Origin of the sequence: Ruegeria sp. Alg231-54, assembly GCF_900143525.1 — a bacterium.
Lineage (GTDB): Bacteria > Pseudomonadota > Alphaproteobacteria > Rhodobacterales > Rhodobacteraceae > Ruegeria.
This window is the reverse complement of sequence record NZ_FREZ01000001.1, coordinates 525,690-544,192: the sequence shown is the minus strand read 5'-3', so window position 1 is coordinate 544,192 and position 18,503 is coordinate 525,690. Positions and strand designations below refer to the sequence as shown.

At 55.5% G+C, this 18,503-nt stretch carries 18 protein-coding genes; 10 read left to right on the top strand and 8 right to left on the bottom strand.

The annotated features are described in order from the left end of the window. Positions 1-128: 128 nt before the first annotated feature. The 7 genes from DHN12_RS02770 (at position 129) to DHN12_RS02740 (ending at position 8,363) form a co-directional block, all read left to right on the top strand. Entirely contained in the window at positions 129-1,274 is a 1,146-nt protein-coding gene (locus DHN12_RS02770; RefSeq protein ID WP_108858775.1) for a Xaa-Pro peptidase family protein, read from the top strand. Next, on the top strand, positions 1,271-1,978 hold the full coding sequence (locus DHN12_RS02765) for an Asp/Glu racemase (protein WP_108858774.1): 708 nt from the start codon (positions 1,271-1,273) through the stop codon (positions 1,976-1,978). The genes DHN12_RS02770 and DHN12_RS02765 overlap by 4 nt, the downstream gene beginning before the upstream one ends. 149 nt (positions 1,979-2,127) lie before the next feature. Further along, positions 2,128-3,219 carry an ABC transporter ATP-binding protein gene (locus tag DHN12_RS02760; protein WP_108858773.1) on the top strand — a complete coding sequence of 364 codons (1,092 nt, stop codon included), beginning with the start codon at positions 2,128-2,130 and terminating at the stop codon, positions 3,217-3,219. 111 nt (positions 3,220-3,330) lie between these two features. Next, positions 3,331-4,422: an extracellular solute-binding protein gene (locus DHN12_RS02755; RefSeq protein ID WP_108858772.1), complete on the top strand. Its 1,092-nt coding sequence runs from the start codon at positions 3,331-3,333 to the stop codon at positions 4,420-4,422. A gap of 70 nt (positions 4,423-4,492) precedes the next feature. After that, positions 4,493-5,764: an ABC transporter permease gene (locus DHN12_RS02750; RefSeq protein WP_108858771.1), complete on the top strand. Its 1,272-nt coding sequence runs from the start codon at positions 4,493-4,495 to the stop codon at positions 5,762-5,764. Between the two features lie 5 nt (positions 5,765-5,769). Continuing rightward, complete coding sequence (locus tag DHN12_RS02745; protein ID WP_108858770.1) at positions 5,770-6,981, top strand: ABC transporter permease; 1,212 nt, start codon at positions 5,770-5,772, stop codon at positions 6,979-6,981. Between the two features lie 161 nt (positions 6,982-7,142). Beyond that, positions 7,143-8,363 (top strand): aminopeptidase P family protein, encoded by a 1,221-nt coding sequence (locus tag DHN12_RS02740; protein ID WP_108858769.1) that lies wholly within the window; start codon positions 7,143-7,145, stop codon positions 8,361-8,363. A gap of 21 nt (positions 8,364-8,384) precedes the next feature. Here DHN12_RS02740 and speB read toward each other — a convergent pair whose 3' ends face one another. After that, on the bottom strand, positions 8,385-9,359 hold the full coding sequence (gene speB, locus DHN12_RS02735; protein ID WP_108858768.1) for an agmatinase: 975 nt from the start codon (positions 9,357-9,359) through the stop codon (positions 8,385-8,387). Between the two features lie 150 nt (positions 9,360-9,509). Here speB and DHN12_RS02730 point away from each other — a divergent pair, with 150 nt between their 5' ends. The 3 genes from DHN12_RS02730 (at position 9,510) to DHN12_RS02720 (ending at position 11,902) form a co-directional block, all read left to right on the top strand. Beyond that, on the top strand, positions 9,510-10,352 hold the full coding sequence (locus tag DHN12_RS02730) for a glycosyltransferase family 25 protein (protein ID WP_159089951.1): 843 nt from the start codon (positions 9,510-9,512) through the stop codon (positions 10,350-10,352). Between the two features lie 126 nt (positions 10,353-10,478). Beyond that, positions 10,479-10,847, top strand: a complete 369-nt coding sequence (locus tag DHN12_RS02725) for a group 1 truncated hemoglobin (protein WP_199913459.1) — start codon at positions 10,479-10,481, stop codon at positions 10,845-10,847. Continuing rightward, a complete protein-coding gene (locus tag DHN12_RS02720; protein WP_058271454.1) occupies positions 10,844-11,902 on the top strand; it encodes an adenylate/guanylate cyclase domain-containing protein in 1,059 nt (352 codons plus the stop codon). The genes DHN12_RS02725 and DHN12_RS02720 overlap by 4 nt, the downstream gene beginning before the upstream one ends. Positions 11,903-11,910: 8 nt before the next feature. Here the strand turns inward: DHN12_RS02720 and DHN12_RS02715 are convergent, their stop codons facing one another. From DHN12_RS02715 to DHN12_RS02685, 7 genes are all read right to left on the bottom strand, one after another. Beyond that, positions 11,911-12,525, bottom strand: a complete 615-nt coding sequence (locus DHN12_RS02715) for a TetR/AcrR family transcriptional regulator (protein ID WP_058271885.1) — start codon at positions 12,523-12,525, stop codon at positions 11,911-11,913. Positions 12,526-12,628: 103 nt separating this feature from the next. After that, positions 12,629-13,498, bottom strand: a complete 870-nt coding sequence (gene ppk2, locus DHN12_RS02710; RefSeq protein WP_108858765.1) for a polyphosphate kinase 2 — start codon at positions 13,496-13,498, stop codon at positions 12,629-12,631. A gap of 49 nt (positions 13,499-13,547) precedes the next feature. Next, the gene (locus tag DHN12_RS02705) at positions 13,548-14,540 is read right to left on the bottom strand and encodes an alpha/beta fold hydrolase (protein ID WP_108858764.1); all 993 of its coding nucleotides are present in this window, start codon (positions 14,538-14,540) and stop codon (positions 13,548-13,550) included. Further along, the gene (gene metA / locus DHN12_RS02700; protein ID WP_058271457.1) at positions 14,491-15,408 is read right to left on the bottom strand and encodes a homoserine O-succinyltransferase; all 918 of its coding nucleotides are present in this window, start codon (positions 15,406-15,408) and stop codon (positions 14,491-14,493) included. Before metA ends, DHN12_RS02705 begins: the two co-directional genes overlap by 50 nt. A gap of 39 nt (positions 15,409-15,447) precedes the next feature. Next, the gene (locus DHN12_RS02695) at positions 15,448-16,320 is read right to left on the bottom strand and encodes an ATPase (RefSeq protein ID WP_108858763.1); all 873 of its coding nucleotides are present in this window, start codon (positions 16,318-16,320) and stop codon (positions 15,448-15,450) included. A gap of 49 nt (positions 16,321-16,369) precedes the next feature. Then, complete coding sequence (locus DHN12_RS02690; RefSeq protein ID WP_108858762.1) at positions 16,370-17,266, bottom strand: DMT family transporter; 897 nt, start codon at positions 17,264-17,266, stop codon at positions 16,370-16,372. Positions 17,267-17,370: 104 nt separating this feature from the next. Further along, positions 17,371-18,498, bottom strand: a complete 1,128-nt coding sequence (locus DHN12_RS02685; protein WP_108858761.1) for an OmpP1/FadL family transporter — start codon at positions 18,496-18,498, stop codon at positions 17,371-17,373. Between the last annotated feature and the right edge of the window lie 5 nt (positions 18,499-18,503).

Sequence of the window (18,503 nt, the reverse complement as noted above, 5' to 3'; positions counted from 1 at the left end):
CACGGGAAAGACACCAAATTGAGAATCTCACCTCCCCCCCATCGCGGCGGCCAAAAGCTGATTAATGGCGCTTGCTTGAGAATTGACGCGGACGCGCAGGTTCTGTGCTTTTTCTCTGAGGTCACGGAATGAGGGGGTTTGACTCATCTGAGTTCGCAGCACGAACGGAACGCGCGCAAAACAAGATGCAAGCCTCTGGTCTGTCGGCGCTGTTGCTGACGACGGAACCTGAGGTCCGATATTTTACCGGCTACCTGACACGGTTTTGGGAAAGCCCGACACGGCCCTGGTTTCTGATTGTACCCGCCAGTGGTAAGCCGATTGCTGTGATCCCTTCGATCGGGGCCGCGCTTATGGCCGAGACATGGCTCGACGATATCCGAACCTGGGCTGCGCCGGATTTGGCGGACGATGGTATCAGTCTTTTGGCCGATACACTTCGCGAGGTGACGCCCGACGACGCAAGGATCGGACTACCAGATGGGCATGAAACGCATGTCAGGATGCCGTTGGCAGACCTTCGACGTCTGCGACAGGCAGTCGGTCAGCGAGACATTTGCGGCGACGACGGGATCGTACGCGCGCTTCGGATGGTGAAATCATCAGCGGAGATTGCAAAGATCGAAACGGCTTGCACCATCGCCGGGCGCGCCTTTCAGAGGGTGCCCGAAATCGCCAAAGAAGGCGTGGCGCTGGATGCTGTGTTCCGCGGGTTTCAAATGCTTTGCCTGGACGAGGGGGCCGATTGGGTTCCCTACCTTGCCGGCGGTGCGGAACAGGGTGGCTACACCGATGTGATTTCCCCGGCATGTGATACGCTGCTGCAGCAAGGCGATGTCTTGATGCTGGATACCGGCCTGGTTTGGGATGGGTATTTCAGTGATTACGACCGCAACTGGTCAATAGGGTCCGCGAACGCGCAGGTTAAGTCAGCCTACAGTGCTTTGATTGAAGCGTCGGATGCGGCATTTGAGATTGCGCGCCCGGGCGCCACGGCGGCTGACTTATTTCAGTCGATGAACTCTGTGCTGTCGCGCCACGATGCCGATACAGGGGCAGGGCGTTTGGGGCATGGTTTGGGGATGTCTTTGACAGAATGGCCGTCCCTCATACCAACCGACCACACAGTTTTGGAACCAGGCATGGTCTTGACGCTTGAGCCGGGCATTGCCGTGGGTGGAAAGATCCTTGTCCACGAAGAAAACATCGTCATAACCGAAGAAGAGCCCCGCTTTCTTAGCCCTCGCGCCGGTATGGAGTTGCCCGAGATATGACGCGTTTACCTTATACAGTTGATGCAGATGATCCCGCCGCGCCCCCAATGGGCCTGATCGTCTTGCAGACAGACGAGACCCTAGAGCCGGAGTTCAACGCGTATTTTTCTGACCGTAGCTGTCCCATTTACGTCTCCAGAATTCCTAGCGGCAAAGAGGTGACGACAGATACTCTGGCGGAAATGGAAACGGCGTTACCTGCCGCTGCCGATCTGTTGCCCAAGACCCGACCATATCGTGTGGTTGGTTATGGCTGCACCTCTGCCAGCTCGGTTATCGGCTCGGATCAGGTCGAACAAATGGTTCAAAAAACTTGCGAGGCAGAGCTTGTTACAAACCCATTGCGCGCGGCCTCGGCCTGCGCCCACGAACTTGGCGTAGCAAAGTTTGCACTTTTGTCGCCATATATCGAAGAAGTGAACGATCCCTTACGCAGTGCATTTGCGCAAAATGGCATTTCGATGGATGTTTTTGGCACATTCGGCGAAGCCGAAGAAGCCAAAGTCGCGCGGATTTCACGGAAGTCTCTGATTGAGGCTGCAGTGAGTCTTGGGCAGGAAGATTCAGTTGAAGCTGTTTTTCTAAGCTGCACGAATCTAAGAACTTTTGATGTTATTCCGATTGTGCAAGAACGCCTGAAAAAACCGGTGCTTTCCAGCAACCAAAGCCTTGCGTGGCACATGCGTAAGTTGAATTCTGCCTGAAAACTCTGCTGTTTCCTTTTTAATCGTTACACACGTGTCATATTTTGGTTGCGTGCCGCACCCCGCATGTCCTTAAATGACTTCGACAGGTCTTTGAGATCCGGATGAACCGGGCAGGCAAGGACTGCACAGGGGAGACTAATCGGTAAATGTCTAATGACGCAGCGTTCGTCGAGTTTCAGCATGTCCAAAAATCTTATGATGGCGAGATCCTTGTTGTAAAAGACCTCAACCTTTCCATGCCGAAGGGTGAGTTTCTTACAATGCTTGGGCCCTCGGGGTCTGGCAAGACAACTTGCCTGATGATGCTGGCAGGGTTTGAAACAGCCACCCATGGCGAGATTATGTTGGACGGACGGCCGATCAACAACATCCCACCGCACAAGCGCGGTATCGGCATGGTTTTTCAGAATTACGCTCTTTTTCCGCACATGACGGTGGCAGAAAATCTGTCTTTCCCTTTGGAAGTGCGGAATATCGGCAAGGACACAAGAGAAGAAAAGGTCCGCCGAGCGCTTGATATGGTCCAGATGGGGGCCTTTGGCAGCCGTCGACCGGCGCAATTGTCCGGTGGTCAGCAACAGCGGATCGCCCTCGCGCGCGCTTTGGTGTTCGAACCCGAACTGGTTCTGATGGACGAGCCTCTGGGGGCGCTTGATAAACAATTGCGCGAGCATATGCAGTTTGAAATCACGCGTCTGGCCCATGAACTGGGGATTACGACCGTCTACGTGACCCACGACCAGACCGAAGCGCTGACAATGTCGGATCGCGTTGCAGTATTCGACGATGGGCGCATTCAACAGCTTGCGCCACCGGATCTGCTGTATGAAGAACCTGAGAACAGCTTTGTTGCCCAGTTTATCGGTGAAAACAATACGTTGGAAGGCGTTATTAAGTCAATTAACGGCGATGAGTGTGTTGTAGCGCTGGATGACGGATCTGAAATTGACGCCAAGCCGGTCAATGTCCATGCGGCAGGTGATCGAACGAAAGTGTCGATCCGGCCTGAGCGTGTGGAATTCAACAAGGATCGCCTGCACGCCGACGCGCATACCCTGAAAGCAACGGTGAAAGAGTTCATCTACATGGGTGATGTATTCCGGTTCCGGCTTTCAGTTGCGGGGAACGACGACTTCATCATCAAAACGCGAAACGCCCCGGACGCTATCAAACTGTCACCGGGCCAAGAAGTCGAAATCGGCTGGCTTGTGCGTGATTGTCGGGCGTTGGACGCCTGATCAGGGAACAACCCGTTCACGACACTAAAGTGCGCGGGGAAAGGCATGGGTGGGTTACCCCGTGGCCCAACCAAAAAGATCAAAATTAACGGGAATAACAGGGAGTTAACGATGAAGGTAACAAAAACCACTCTTATGGCAGGTGCTATCGCGGCAGTTGCCGGCGCTGCATCCGCAGAGGAAATGACTATTGTCTCTTGGGGCGGAGCTTACTCCAAGTCGCAGCTGAAAGCATATCATGAGCCCTATTCCGAGAAGAGCGGCGTCACGATCCTGAACGACGACAGCTCCGCGGAGGCGGTTGCTAAACTACGTGCGATGAACGAAGCGGGTAACGTTACCTGGGACGTGGTCGACGTTGTGGCGGCAGACGCAATTCGTCTGTGTGACGAAGGTTTGGCGCTGGAAATCGATCCGGACACCATGTTGGCACCGGCACCCGACGGAACCTCGGCTGCCGATGATTTCGGTGACTTGTTGGTCAGCGAGTGTTTCATTCCGCAAATCGTTTACTCGACGACATTCGGGTATCGTACGGATCTGGTGGGTGACACACCGCCGTCGGATGTTTGCGCAGTCTTCGATCTGGAAGCCTATCCAGGCAAGCGTTCACTTGAAAAGCGTGCCATCAACAACATGGAATGGGCTCTGATTTGTGATGGCGTGGCAAAAGACGACGTCTATGACGTGCTGGCGACTCCAGAAGGGCAGGATCAGGCCTTGGCCAAGCTAGGCACCATCAAAGACAACGTTGTCTGGTGGTCCGCAGGCGCGGACACGCCGCAGTTGCTGGCGGACGGCGAGATCATCATGGGTTCGACCTATAACGGTCGCCTGTTCAGCGTGATCGAAGAGCAGAAGCAACCCGTTGCAATGCTGTGGGATGCTCAGATCTTCGATCTGGACGGCTGGATTATTCCTGCTGGTCTGAGCGAAGAGCGTCAGAAGCGCGCTCTGGACTACATCATGTTCGCAACCGATACGCAGCGCCTGGCGGATCAGGCCAAGTACATCTCGTACGGTCCGGCCCGCGCATCTTCAGCGCCGCTGGTGGGTCAGCACGCGGACCTGGGCATCGACATGGCACCTCATATGCCGACCGATCCCGAGAACGCCAAGAACACGTTCCTGTACAACTATGAGTTCTGGGCTGACTATCGTGATGACATCGAAGCAAAGTTCCAGGCTTGGCTGGCGAAGTAATCGCTGATTGAACCAAAAAAACCAGTCGGGGCCAAGTTGGGCCCCGGCGTCAAAAAGTCAGGGAACGCAGATGAGCGACGCAACTCAATCAGGTCCGATGTTGGCGGCGGATGGTACGCCGCTGAAGAAATCACTGGCGCGTTCATTGCGTCGGCGTAAATTGCGGGCGTTGGCTCTGGTTGCGCCACTTTTGCTATTTGTACTGCTTTCCTTCGTCATCCCTATCATTTCCATGCTATTCCGATCGGTCGAAAACGGGATTGTCTCAGAGACACTTCCTTTGACAGTCGTTGAGTTACAGCATTGGGACGCTGAGAGCGGGGAATTGCCGGACGAAGCTTTGTATGAAGCATTTGTTCGCGACATGGTTGTTGCCGTTGACGCCAAGCAACACACAAGATTGGGTACCCGCCTGAACTATGAGCAGACGGGTATGTCGTCGATGTTCCGAAAGTCCGGTCGCCAGATCAAACGGATAGATCCGGAGGCTGACGGCCCGTTCAAGGACAAACTAATCGAAATTCACGAAGGCTGGGGTGACGTTGATACATGGCGCGTGATCAAGACGCACGCGGTGCCGATCACCAATGGTTACTTTCTAAACGCTGTTGATATGCAGCGCACACCCGAAGGGGCGCAAGCGCAACCCGAAGATAAGCGCATCCTCATCAAGCTGTTCGGCCGGACATTGTTCATGTCGCTGATCATTACCGGGTCCTGTATTCTGCTGGCCTATCCAGTTTCTTACCTGCTGGCCAATCTGCCGATGCGGGCTTCAAACATGCTGATGATTTTGGTGCTGCTTCCATTCTGGACCTCGCTGCTTGTGCGCACCTCCGCCTGGAAAGTGATGTTGCAGCAGCAGGGTGTGATCAACGAAACGCTGGTCTGGCTGGGCTTTGTTGCCGATGATGCGAGGCTGGTGATCATCAACAATCAATTCGGCACGATCATTGCGATGACGCATATCCTGCTGCCGTTCATGATTCTGCCGATGTATTCGGTCATGCAGACGATTCCGCCGTACTATACCCGTGCGGCCAAATCCATGGGCGCCACCAACTGGACGACTTTCTGGCGGATTTACTTCCCGCAATCGATACCGGGTATCGGCGCGGGCTCGATCCTCGTATTCATTCTTGCCATCGGGTACTACATCACGCCCGAGATCGTTGGCGGCACCAAAGGTGTCTTCATTTCGAACCGGATTGCGTACCACATCTCATCCTCTCTGAACTGGGGACTGGCTGCGGCGCTGGGGACGATCCTGCTGGCGGTCGTTCTTCTACTCTACTGGTGCTACGACAAGATCGTCGGCATTGATAACGTCAAGCTGGGATAAAGAATATGGCTGCACTTACACCAATATCCCGCAAACCGTTGTCGGTGGTTCTGCCGGCTGTCGCAATCGCCGGAGGATTTCTGGGCATGTTCGTCGGAGCCGGGCAGGACAACGTTCTGCTGGGCATCCTGATCGGCGCTGCTTTGATGGCAGGTCTGGCATGGCTGTATATCAACGTGCTGGACAACGAACGCGTTGCGCGCTGGATTACGATACTCGGTCTTGCTGCAATTGGATTTTTCTTCGCAGGCATTACAGGCTTGATCGTCGGGCTGCTGGCGGGGTGGTTCTTTGCCTTCTTCATCTTCTGGCTCTACGAGGGGCGTTATCGGCAAAAATTGCTTCCTTACATGACGGCTGGTCAGGTGTTGTGGCATTTCACTTTCCGGGTGATCTGCGGGGCAATCTTCGTTTTCCTGATCACGCCGATCCTTGTGGTACTACCGCTGTCTTTCAATGCGCAGGACTTTTTCACCTTTACGCCCGAAATGCTGCGTCTGGACCCTGAAGGGTATTCGCTGAAGCATTACCGCGATTTCTTCACCAACAATGAATGGCAGCGTAGCTTCAAGAACTCGCTGATCATCGCACCAATTGCGACCATCATTTCGGTATCGCTGGGCACTCTGGCGGCGATAGGTCTCAGCCAGTCGCATGTTCCGGGGCGTCGGGCCATTATGGGCATTCTGATCTCGCCAATGATCGTTCCGCTGATCATCTCGGCCACGGGTATGTTCTTTTTCTACAGCGACATCGGCCGCTTTTTGGAAGGTACGCTGGGCATGAACAAGAACTTCGTCGGCTATGTGAAAGTCGTGCTGGCCCACGCGGTTCTGGGGATTCCCTTCGTCATCATCACGGTGACCGCAACGCTGGTCGGGTTTGACCAATCCCTGACGCGGGCTGCTGCGAATATGGGTGCAGGTCCGGTGCGGACGTTCTTCAAGATCCAGATGCCGCTGATTTTGCCGGGTGTAATCTCGGGCGGATTGTTTGCCTTCATCACTTCGTTTGACGAAGTTGTGGTGGTTCTCTTTGTCGGATCAGCCAGCCAAAAGACATTGCCTTGGCAGATGTTCACAGGCCTGCGTGAACAGATCAGCCCGACCATTCTGGCCGTTGCGACCATCCTTGTCGTGATCTCGATCGCGCTGCTGACCACGGTCGAACTGCTGCGGCGGCGGTCTGAACGCCTGCGGGGTCTCACCCCGGCTTGACGCGACTCAAAAGCTGATTTAGCGATTTCACCATGTACCCCGGTCACGATGGCGTCGTGACGCAACGCGGGGTGCATGGCTCTCGGATCCCGAGGCCGCTCGTCCTGAACGCCGGGACTTGTGGCCGGGCGATGCCAGTCCGGCGTTGAGGAGAGTCAAAGATGAAAGATCTGAACAACCGCCCCGAGTTTTTCACCTGCCACAACGGTGACAAAGCGCCGTTGCCATTCAGCCGGGCTGAATACGACCGCCGCCTTGCCAGCCTGCGCGCGACCATGGCGGCACGGGACATTCCCGCAGTTCTGCTGACGTCGATGCAGAACATCGCTTACTACTCGGGCTTCCTGTACTGCTCGTTTGGTCGCCCCTATGGCTGTGTTGTAACGCAGGATGCCTGTACCACGGTTTCGGCCAATATCGACGCCGGGCAGCCCTGGCGCCGGTCGGTCGAAGAGAACGTGATCTACACCGATTGGAAGCGGAACAATTACTGGCGCGCTGTAGCCAGCCTGATCGGCTCCGCCCGCCGGGTCGGTATCGAGGGTGACCACATGACACTGGCAATGCGCGACACTGCGCTGGACATGTTGGGTGGGCCGGAACTGGTCGATATCGCGCCTGATACGATGGCTGCACGGATGGTGAAATCAGCCGAAGAGATTGAATTGATCAAAGGCGGCGCGCGTACTGCGGATGTTGGTGGCGCGGCTATCCACGCCGCGATCCGTGAAGGCGCGACTGAGATCGAGATCGCCATGGCCGGACGTGACGCGATGGAGGCTGAGATTGCCCGCGCCTATCCGGATGCCGAATACCGCGACACATGGGTTTGGTTTCAGTCAGGCCTGAACACGGATGGTGCACATAACCCGGTCACCAAGCGTGCGTTGGAAAAGGGCGATATCCTATCCCTGAACACTTTCCCGATGATTTCAGGTTATTACACAGCGCTGGAACGCACTCTGTTCCTGGGCGAACCCGACGCCGAAAGTCTGCGCATCTGGAAAGCGAACGTTGCCGCGCACGAACTGGGTCTGAGCCTGATTAAACCCGGCGCGACTTGCTCGGGGATCTGCGAAGAAATCAACCGCTTCTTCGCTGACGAAGGCCTGCTGCAGTACCGGTCCTTCGGGTACGGGCACTCTTTCGGTATCCTTAGCCATTACTATGGGCGCGAGGCGGGGCTGGAACTGCGCGAGGATATCGATACGGTTCTGGAACCGGGCATGGTCGTTTCAATTGAGCCGATGCTGTGGATTCCAGAAGGTCAGAAGGGTGCAGGCGGATACCGGGAACACGACATTCTGGTGGTCGAGGAAACCGGTGCCGAAAACATTACCGGCTTCCCCTATGGCCCTGAACACAACACGATCAGTGCATAATTGATTTGGCAGGAAGGGCGATCAGCCCTTCTTGCCACGTTCGTGAAAGATGAACCCGATGAAGTTCAGCAGAACCTGAGCCGCCAATATCTGCGTGCTTTCGGTCGGGTCATAATTCGGAGCCACTTCGACAAGGTCGATCCCGACTACGTCTCCGCGTTTCGCAAGCCCCTGAATTATCTCCAAGACATCATAGTACTGGAACCCGCCGTGGCTGGGCGTGCCGGTGCCAGAGGCGATGGACGGGCAGAATGCGTCGATATCAATCGTGACATAATACCGGGCGCCTTCCGGGATGCGCGCCAACACGCCATCCGTACCGAGCTTGCGCACCTGCCGAACAGACAAAATGTCCGACCCGCGGGCGCGGGCGTCCTCATATCCTTCTTTGGCGGTTGACGACACGTTCCGGATGCCCAATTGCGTCATGCCCGAAACATACGATTTTTCAATTGCACGCCGCATGGGGTTGCCGTGCCCGACGGTCACGCCATGCCGTTCGTCCACAAAATCCAGATGCGCATCAATCTGTACAATGTGGATAGGCCCGTTTTTCTCGCAATCGTTTTCGAAGGCGTTGATGCAGGGAATATTGACCGAGTGATCGCCGCCGATGGTGACGGGCAGGGCGCCTGCGTTCAGCATCTTTTCAACACCGAACTGGATGTTGGCGTGGCTTTCCTCGGTTTTGGTGTGGATGATATCCGCGTCGCCGATATCGACCATCCGGACCGAGCCATCCAAGTAAGTGGCATCATCCTCGTGGTCATATGCGCCGGCATGGCCGAAGCTGAACAGAGTTGACGCTTCGCGCACCGCACGCGGTCCAAACCGAGCGCCGGATCGCCACTGAGTTCCGAAATCAAAAGGCGCACCCATGACGGCGACGTCAGCATCGATTTGATCCCAATCCTCGACGTACGGAGCTTTGCCAAAGGTCGATATGCCCACAAACGGCAGGTTCAGGCGACCGCCGGAATATCCATGAGACGTCATTGCAAGAATCCTGTTTATTGTTTTCCCAGCGCAGCTTAATCGGGACTTCTAAATCAGGATAGGCGAAACCGGATACATATTGCTCAAGCGCGGACTTGATTGTCCGCCTTGCCAGTGTGTATCTGGCGTAACCGCTTGAAAGGAAACACCGTGGGACGTCACGAACTGCCACCAGAGACGGGTGCCTTTTTTATCAATCTAGATCGGGTCCCAGTGCGCCGTGACTTCATGGAAGCGCAGTTCAATCATGCAGGCTTGGTGGGTGCCACCCGGTTTGGCGCGACGGATGCCCAGAAACCCGGAGTTGTGGACGCCAGTGGCTATGTTGCTGGAACGGGCAGTCGCTGGGGTTTGACGCAAAGCGAAATCGCCTGTTTTGAAAGCCATCGCGCGGTATGGCAGGCGGTCGTGGATCAAAACCTGCAAGCGGTGGCCATTTTTGAAGATGACGTCGAAATGTCCATCCAGGCAGGATCTGTGATTTCAGCACTGATGGCGGACCCAGATGCCTTTGACATGGTGAAGCTGGACTATTCCCCCAAATCTCTTCGTTTTGGGCCAGAGACCCGTATCGCAGGCGTCACCGTCCGGCCCATGCTGGAAATGGCCCCGAGTGCGGCCGCCTATGTGCTTTCTCAGCGGGCCTGCCAGAAACTGCTGAATTGGTCCGAAAAGTATTCGGATCACCTGGATGATTTCGTCTCCATCCCACGGTCGGATTGGCGGATGGATCAGTGCTTTCCGGCTGTTGGGGTGCAGATGATCTGGTCGAAACAGCAAAATCACACGGTCGAAGAGGTGAAGGTCAGCGAACGATCCCTAGACCAGAAAACCAACAGCGGGCTGGATAAGGGGCCGCTTTGGTTCCGCCTTCGGCGGGAATTGGTCGCGGCGCGACGTAAGTTGTATTGGCGCGTGGGAGGCCAGACGCGATTGCTGGAACAGGGGGGATACGTCGGGTTCATCCCCTGCGCCGACGATCTGAGCGTGTGAATTCATGTCTCAACACGCCACCTAAATGGTCGCCCCGCAGTGCATCCGCTTCATAAGCGTTAACAAAACTGTCAATATGATATAACCTCGTGACGTTAGTGGTGAATAACGTTTGGGTTATGTGTTGTGGGGCAGACAATTTACGAAAGATACGGTGGCTTCAAAACGATCTCGCGGATCGTGATGACCTTTTACGAAATGGCGTTGGAGTCCGATCAGATCGGCGGTCATTTCGAAGACATTGATATGCCCCGGTTGATTGATCATCAGACCAAGTTTGTTTCGTCCTTGGTTGGTGGACCTGCATCCTTTAGCGATGACAGGATCGAGGCGGTTCATCGTCACCTGAACATCTCTCACGCCGATTTTGACGAGATGGCCGCGCTTTTCAGCGAGGCCCTGTCGATGCATGGAATGGAAGACGCGCATATAAAAATTGCCCTTGATGCCATCGAGTCAAAACGAGCCATCATCGTGGCACGCGACGCCGCATGAGTATTCTGGCCATAAACGAACAGCTGCTCCGCGCGATCGGTGTCGGCGTCGCTGTTGTGCGGGCCTCGGATTTGGGTTTCGTGTTTCACAACGGTCCATTTACCGAGTGGTTTGGGGCACCGGCCGAAGGTCAGACCCTGTTGGATTATTTTCCCGACCTTGATCCAAAAGAGCTTGAAGACGTCAAGCAATCCGGCTTGCGCTATTCGGCCGAGCTGCAGGTCAAGCCCAAGCGCCGGACGCTGATATTCGCGGTCGCAGTTTCATTGGCCAATGGCCTGTCAGAACAGGTGCTGGTAGTCGAATTTCAGAACATCACCCGCATTCGCGAGCTTGAGAGCATGATCGACAGTTATTCGACCATGGTCGAACGTAATACGCGCGAATTGGAACGCGAGAAAGAGCGGGTCGAACGGTTGCTGTTGAACCTCATGCCCCGCGCTGTGTACGAAGAGTTCAAGACCTTTGGTGTCGTTACGCCGCAGCTCTACGATCAGGTCTCGGTCGTGATGCTGGATTTTGTGGGCTTTACGGATTTTGCGGCAAAGACCGACCCGACTGTGACACTCAGCGAGTTGAACGATGTTTTCACGGCCTTCGACAGGATCGTCGAACAATATGGGTGCGAACGGATCAAGACTATCGGGGACGCTTATCTGGCGGTTTCCGGTATGCCGGACGCAACGCCGGATCATGCGACGGCCGTGGCCCATTGTGCGGTCCGGTTCTTGCGATATCTCGAACGGCGCAACGAAAGCCATCCGCATAAATGGCAGGCTCGGATCGGTCTGGGAATGGGGCCGGCTGTCGGCTCGGTCGTGGGTATTCAGAAATACGTCTACGATGTGTTTGGTCCAGCCGTGAACATTGCTTCACGCCTGCAAGTCTTTGCAAACCCAATGAATATTGTCGCCCCGGAAGAGATGAAATACGCGTTGATTGACGAGTTCCAGGTCTCGGATATTGGGCCGGTGGATATCAAGGGCATGGGGCAGATGGATCTGATTAACGTCACCTCGGGCCTTAGTGTTCCGGCACCAAGGCCCAGGTTCTAGCTCGAACCTCAATCGTCCTGCGGAACCAGACCTAAACCCCGCAAATATATTCCAATGCCACTTTCCAACAGATCCTCTGGCGGGAATGGAGAGCTGGCACCTGTGTTTCGGGCATAAAGCTCAACAACGCCATGGCTCATCGCCCAGATATGGGCACTGAACATCGACGCAGGTGGCCGTTTCTCTGGCGGGATGTGTTGCGAAAGGTCTGCGGCTGCTTTTTCCAGGACGCTCTTGGCCCGGTTCGCGGCCAGCGCCAATTCAGGCGTTCGGTTTACGGATATCCCGCTTTCGAACATGGCGATGTAGTGACCAGGGTGCTTGCGGGCAAAAGCCAGATAAGCCCGACCAGTAGCCTCAAACGCAGCAAGGGCCGAGGGTTGGCCCGTGTCGTAGGCGTACTGCATCAGGTCGGCAAACATTTCGAAACCCTGCCGGGCGGCCTCGGCAATCAGGTCCTCGCGTCCCTGAAAGTGCCTGTATACAGCTGCAGGCGTTACACCCGCGGTCTTTGCGGCCTCGGAAAGGGTAAAGCCTGTCGGACCTTTTTCTTCGATCAGCGAAAGAGCGGCCTCGATCAGGGCTTGCTTGAGGTTGCCGTGGTGATACCCGCGTTTCGCCATGCCTGTGTCACGAGCCTTTTTGTTTAAGTTCCGGGGAACCAAGACATAATCCACGCCTGCCGGTTCGTCCAACCCTTGGCAGCATTGGAGCGCGAAAATGTCATCACGCGTCCAACACCTCGGGTCCGCCGCAAATCAGTGGATCGATCTTGCCAATAGCCTTCTTGTCTTTTTCATCATAGTCCAACGCGTGCAAAACAGTTCGTATTGCCGCGATGCGGGCGCGTTTTTTGTCGTCTGAGCGAATGATGGTCCAAGGGCAAAGGTCTGAGTGACTGCGGGTCAGAGTTTCCGAGATCGATTGCGTGTACTCGTCCCACTTACCAAGCCCCGCAATGTCGATTGGGCTGAGTTTCCATTGCTTTAGCGGATCTGTCTCACGTGCCAGAAAGCGGTTCAGTTGCTCCGCGCGCCCGACGTTAAGCCAGAATTTGAACAGTTTGATCCCGTCATTCATCAGTCCGGTTTCAAGCGGCAGAACTTGCCTGAAAAAACGTTCGCGTTCTTCGGGTTCGCAAAAACCAAAGACGTTTTCGACCACACCGCGATTGTACCAGCTGCGGTCAAAGAACACGATTTCGCCTGCCGCAGGCAGGTGCTGAACGTAGCGCTGGAAATACCATTGGCTGCGTTCGGTATCAGAAGGTTTGCTGAGCGCCACGTTGCGGGCGCCGCGTGGATTTAGGTTCTCGCGAAAACGTTTGATCGTACCACCTTTTCCGGCGGCATCGCGGCCTTCGAAAATGATCGCAACGCGGTTGCCCGTTTCCCTGACCCAAGATTGCATTTTGACCAGCTCGATCTGCAGCAGATCCATCTCCTTCTCGTAATCCTTACGCTTCATTCGTTCTTCGTAAGGATAGGTCGGGTTCAGGATGTCGTCTTTCTTGGCGTTTTCAATGGCTGAACGCACCTCTTTCGGGGCGTCCTTGCGGAAATACTTTTCAATGGAACCTTTGTCCGAACGGGCCATTAGCTACCTCGCCATAAAATCCATATCCTACTATGGATTAGCTGGCAGTTTAACGCAAACCCGCTCGCTCGGCGGCGCGGTTGATTGCTGAGGCAACCTCGGGGGCGACCACAACCTGCGGCATGTGACCGATACCCGGAAGCTCGATCAGTTCCGCGTCAGGTATTTGGTCGACCAGTTGTTCTGCATGCCATGCAAATTTGACAGTGGTGTCAGCCGTTCCGTGAACGACCTCCGTCGGTACGGAAATTTCGCCATAGCGGGGTTGCAGGGCGAGGACTTCTTCCAACAGATTGGCCCGCTGCTTGGCATTGGCATGCATCGAGGCGCGCCGCATTGTCAGGCCGGGGCCGAAATGTTGTGAATATCCTTCGGGTGCTGTCTGCGGGGCAAAGACCTTGTCCAACGCCTGTTCCACATACCATTCGGGAACGAACGCGGTGATCAGGGGCAGGGCCAGCGTATTGCCCGCTTCAGTCGACGCCAGTTTGTTGAAACCGTCCAGCGGCGTCTCCCACGGGATCGCAGCCGGTGCGATCAAAACAAGGGCAGAAATGTTGTCGGGCCGGGTGACCGCCCAAGCCAGCGATACGGACCCGCCATAGCTTTGCCCCGCTACAATGGGCTTTTCCGCGCCCAATTTGGCAGCGGCCTTTTGCAGGATTAACGCTTGTTCCTCAATGGTTTCTCCGTTTGGATTGAAGCTGTCGCTATAGCCCAATCCGGGTCGGTCGAACACAATCACACGGAAGTTCTCGGCCAGGATCGGTGCAAGAGCAAAAGTCATGTCACGGGTGTTACCGCTGGACCCGTGGATCAGAACCACATCGGGGCCGTTGCCCCTGACCACTGCATGGACGGCGATACCGTCGACCATCACCATTTCACCCTCAGGAGGGAAACGAGCCTCAGCCGCAGCTTCGTTCTGTGCTGCGCGCCAGACGGTCAGCAGGATCAGACCCGATAGAACGAGGCCAAGGAATATCAGAACTTTAATGACCAACGTCTTCCATGTTGAACGGTGTGGACTGGTAAATCTCATTGATCCAGTTGCCGTACAGCAGATGCGCATGGCTGCGCCATCGGTTTTGCGGCGGTTGTGATGGATCGTCGTCTGGATAGTAGTTCATCGGCACGTTGATGGGGGTCCCGTTCGAGACATCGCGATCATATTCCTGCTTCAACGTATCACTGTCATATTCGAAATGGTTGAAGATATAGATCGCACGATGCGAGGGGTCCTCGACCAGACAGGGGCCGACCTCATCGCTGCCCAATAATGTCGTCAGGCCGGGCGCGCTGTTGATCTCAGATTGGTTCATTGTGGTCCAGCGGCTGACAGGGATCACGCAATCATCAGAAAACCCACGCAAAAACGGGGAAGAAGGAGCCAGATTTTGGTGCCGATAGCAACCAAACGCCTTGGCATCGAGCGCCTGTTTGTCGATGCCGTGGAAATGGTTGATCATCGCCATTCCACCCCAGCAGACGCCAAAAGTGGAATGGACGTTTGTCTGCGTCCACTCAAAAACCTCGGTCATCTCGTCCCAATAGGTGACGTCATCGAACTCCAGATGCTCGATCGGCGCGCCCGTGATGATCAGGCCGTCGAATTTCTGATCCTTTACCTCCTGGAACGGTTGATAGAACTCGGCCATGTGATCCGCGGCGGTGTTCCTGGTGCGATGCTCGGTCATGCGGATCAGCGACAGGTCGATCTGCAGAGGCGTGGCACCAATCAGACGCGCGAACTGGTTTTCGGTCTGAATCTTTTTGGGCATCAGATTCAGCAACCCGATCCGCAAGGGGCGGATGTCCTGACGCATCGCCTGATCCGCTGCCATGACCATGACGCCCTCTTTGGTGAGAACGTCGTAAGCGGGCAGGTCGGAAGGGATCTTGATCGGCATCAGGTGCAAGCCTTTGGAGTTACTGTGTAGAGGCGGTAATTAAGCCCAGTTTGTCCGGGTCTCAAGCGTGCGTTCGATCAACTCATCGAAATCACTCGCATCGCGGACCTTGTGCATGTCATCAGCGGTGACTGTGACACCCCAATTGTCTGCCATGGCCTGATAGCGCGGTTGGCGGTGGGCCAATGCGCGCGCATAAGTCCAGCGGATAAAGGCGTCCGGGTCGACATTCTCGGACGCGTAACCATGTTCGGTGAGGTATTCGTCCCAGACCCGGGTCAGAAACTCTGCCTGATAGGACATCGGCTTGGGGGCCTTATCGAAACGTCGGATCAGTTCTGCAGTGTGGTCCTCATCGCCCTTGATCCAGATCATCAGGGTTTGGCGGGACAGCTCGGACAAGACATGATCAGCCGGGTCCTCAGGATCGACCCATTCGCAAATTGATCCACCGGTATCGCAGATGAAATTCGGGTATTGATACAAACGCTTGGCGCGATCGATGAAATACTCGGTGTCCAGCAGGGCGTGGATCTCAGCCAGGCGGAACTGTTCCTGCCGGCGACGATACTCCGTCAGTTCCAAGCCACCCAGTTCCGGGTTACCCGGTTTGCCCAGATAGGTCGCAACCGGTGTCAGGTTTTCGAACGAGATATTTGAGCCGATATAGATCGAATCCGACAGCAACAGGTCCCGCAGAAATGGAACTTTCATCGCCTCGGCTTTGGCGTTGTCGATGATGTACTCGCCCATGTACCGGGTGCCGATGCGGTAGTCGATCGAGTAGTGGAACCAGTCCCCGGAATCGCGCAGCACGTTCGACACATAGGTCTTGCCCAGCCCCGACATGCCGAAGAACAGCACTTTTTTCCGAGCCGCTTCGCGCCAGTCCTTTGCCGAGCTGTAGATCATTGTCCGCTGTCCCTTTTTCTGACCTAGCTAAAACGGGCAGGGGGCGGCGTCAATCACGTGAGCGGGACCAGTTCAGAATCAACAACCCGATCGCCAACACGGCAAAGCCCAAAAAGGCCTGCGGCGGTAAGGTTTCGTCGCGCACCAGTGTGCCTAAAACGATGGCGACTGGCGGTATGACAAGCGTTACTAACATCAGGTTTCCGGCCCCGGCCATGGCAAGAACGCGGTAGTACAGCAAGTACGCTCCGGCTGTTGCAATCAGAGCGTAGTAGGCAATGGCCGCCCACGTGATCGCTGGCAAGTTCAAAACGGGAAGCCCGTCGACCACGAGGGAAACAGGCAAAATCAGAATGGTTGAACCGGTCAGCATACCAGCTGCGGCAACTATGGGAGACAAACCTGACAACTTGATTCTGGCCCACGCGCCGGCCAACGCGTAAGAAACTGTTCCGGCGATGATTGCCAGTTGGGCAACGCTTTGAAGGTTGAAAGTTGCGAAATTTTTGAGGCCGATTGCAATTGCAACACCCAGAAATCCCAGACCGACACCCACTCCGCGCGCTAGGGTCAATCGCTCGTCCTTGAAGAACATTGCGGCGATCAGAACGCCGAAAACAGCGGTTGCGGCATTCAGGATCGAGGTCAGGCCAGTTTCAATATAAAGCTGCCCCCAAGCCATAAGCGAAAAGGGGATGGCATTGTTCAACAACCCCATCATCAGGAATGCGCCCCAGATACGCGGACTGGTGGGAACGCTCAGCTTTTTGACCCAGACAACGATCCACAGCGCCAGCATCGCCCAGAAAACGCGGTGCAGAACCGAGGTCATGACCGGGATCGTGTCTAATGCGACGCGGATCGCGATAAAGGATGCGCCCCAGATCACGCCCAGAAGTAAAAGTTCGGCCCAAGCACTTGGAGAAAGGTGTTTTTGAGGTTCCATAGCCCGTTCTTGCATTCTCCACGGCGACGTTCGACCCGAAACTTGCGCAAAAAAAACCCCGCCGAATGTGGCGGGGTTTTTTGTAGTTGGTTCGGTAGGCGGGATCAGTTCAGCGTGTAAGTGAGCTGCAGACCGACGCTCCAAGCCGAGTTGCCCGAGAATTCGCCACCTGTGGTGGTGGTCGCATCGCCGATATCGGTATAGCGGATGCCGCCAGAAATCTGCGCCTGCTCGAAAGTGTATGTACCACCTACGCCAAGGCTCCAGAAACCGTCGGTGGGGCCGAGGTTCGAAACAGTGGAACCCGAGGACGTTTCATAGCCCGCAGAGATCGCGCCAGAAAACTCTTCGGTGAACTTGTAGCCAAGACCCAGTGTGTAGGTGAAGGTGTCGTCCGCGTAATCAACCAGGTTCTGTTGTGCAGCGGCAGTATAAACCGGCGGTGCCAGAACTGTCTGCGGCCAGTCAACCCAGCGGATCGAGCCGAACAGCAGTGTTTTTGGTGCCACACCAGTCTGGAAGTCCAGATTTACCGATTGAGGCGTCACAACTTCGGTTTCGGTCTGTGCGGTCACAAGCGGTGCGGGGACGGGCGGTGGTCTCCGGTTGATGGACTCCGTCGAGTCGAAATCGTGTGTGATTTTCGAGTTGTAGGTCAATGCTACACGTGCGGCGATGTCGGGACGTTCCCATGCGACGCCTACGACGTAACCGAAGTCAACCTCAGAGCCGGATTCAAATTCGTAGCCAGCAACAACCGGGACAGCAACCGTTGCCTTGGCTCGCTGTGCGCGAATACCGCCGATTGCGCTGAAGCCGCCATCGAACTTGTAACGCACCAGGGCAGTAATCGCATCAACATCCGCTTTAGCGCGCAAAACGTCGGTGCGACCACCAAAAGCGGCCAAGGGGTTCTGCGACAAAGGATAGTTCGACGGGTACTCGACATCGGCACCGTACGGTTCGTCATAGATGAGAGCAAAGTCCAACTGATCGGTAAACGAATGCTTGTACGCTAGGTGTGGTGTCCAGAAGCTTTTGGCGATGTTTCCGGAATCAACACCGTTCTGCTCACCGCTCACGTCGGGGTTTGCGTAACCCAAACGGAACTGAACAACAGAACCTTCCTCAAACAGAATGTTGACGCCCTGGCCGCTGCGATCAAGACCGCCTGCGTAAGCACCGGTTGCGCCAACGCATACCGCACACGCCTGTAGAAGCGCTTTTTTCATTAGTT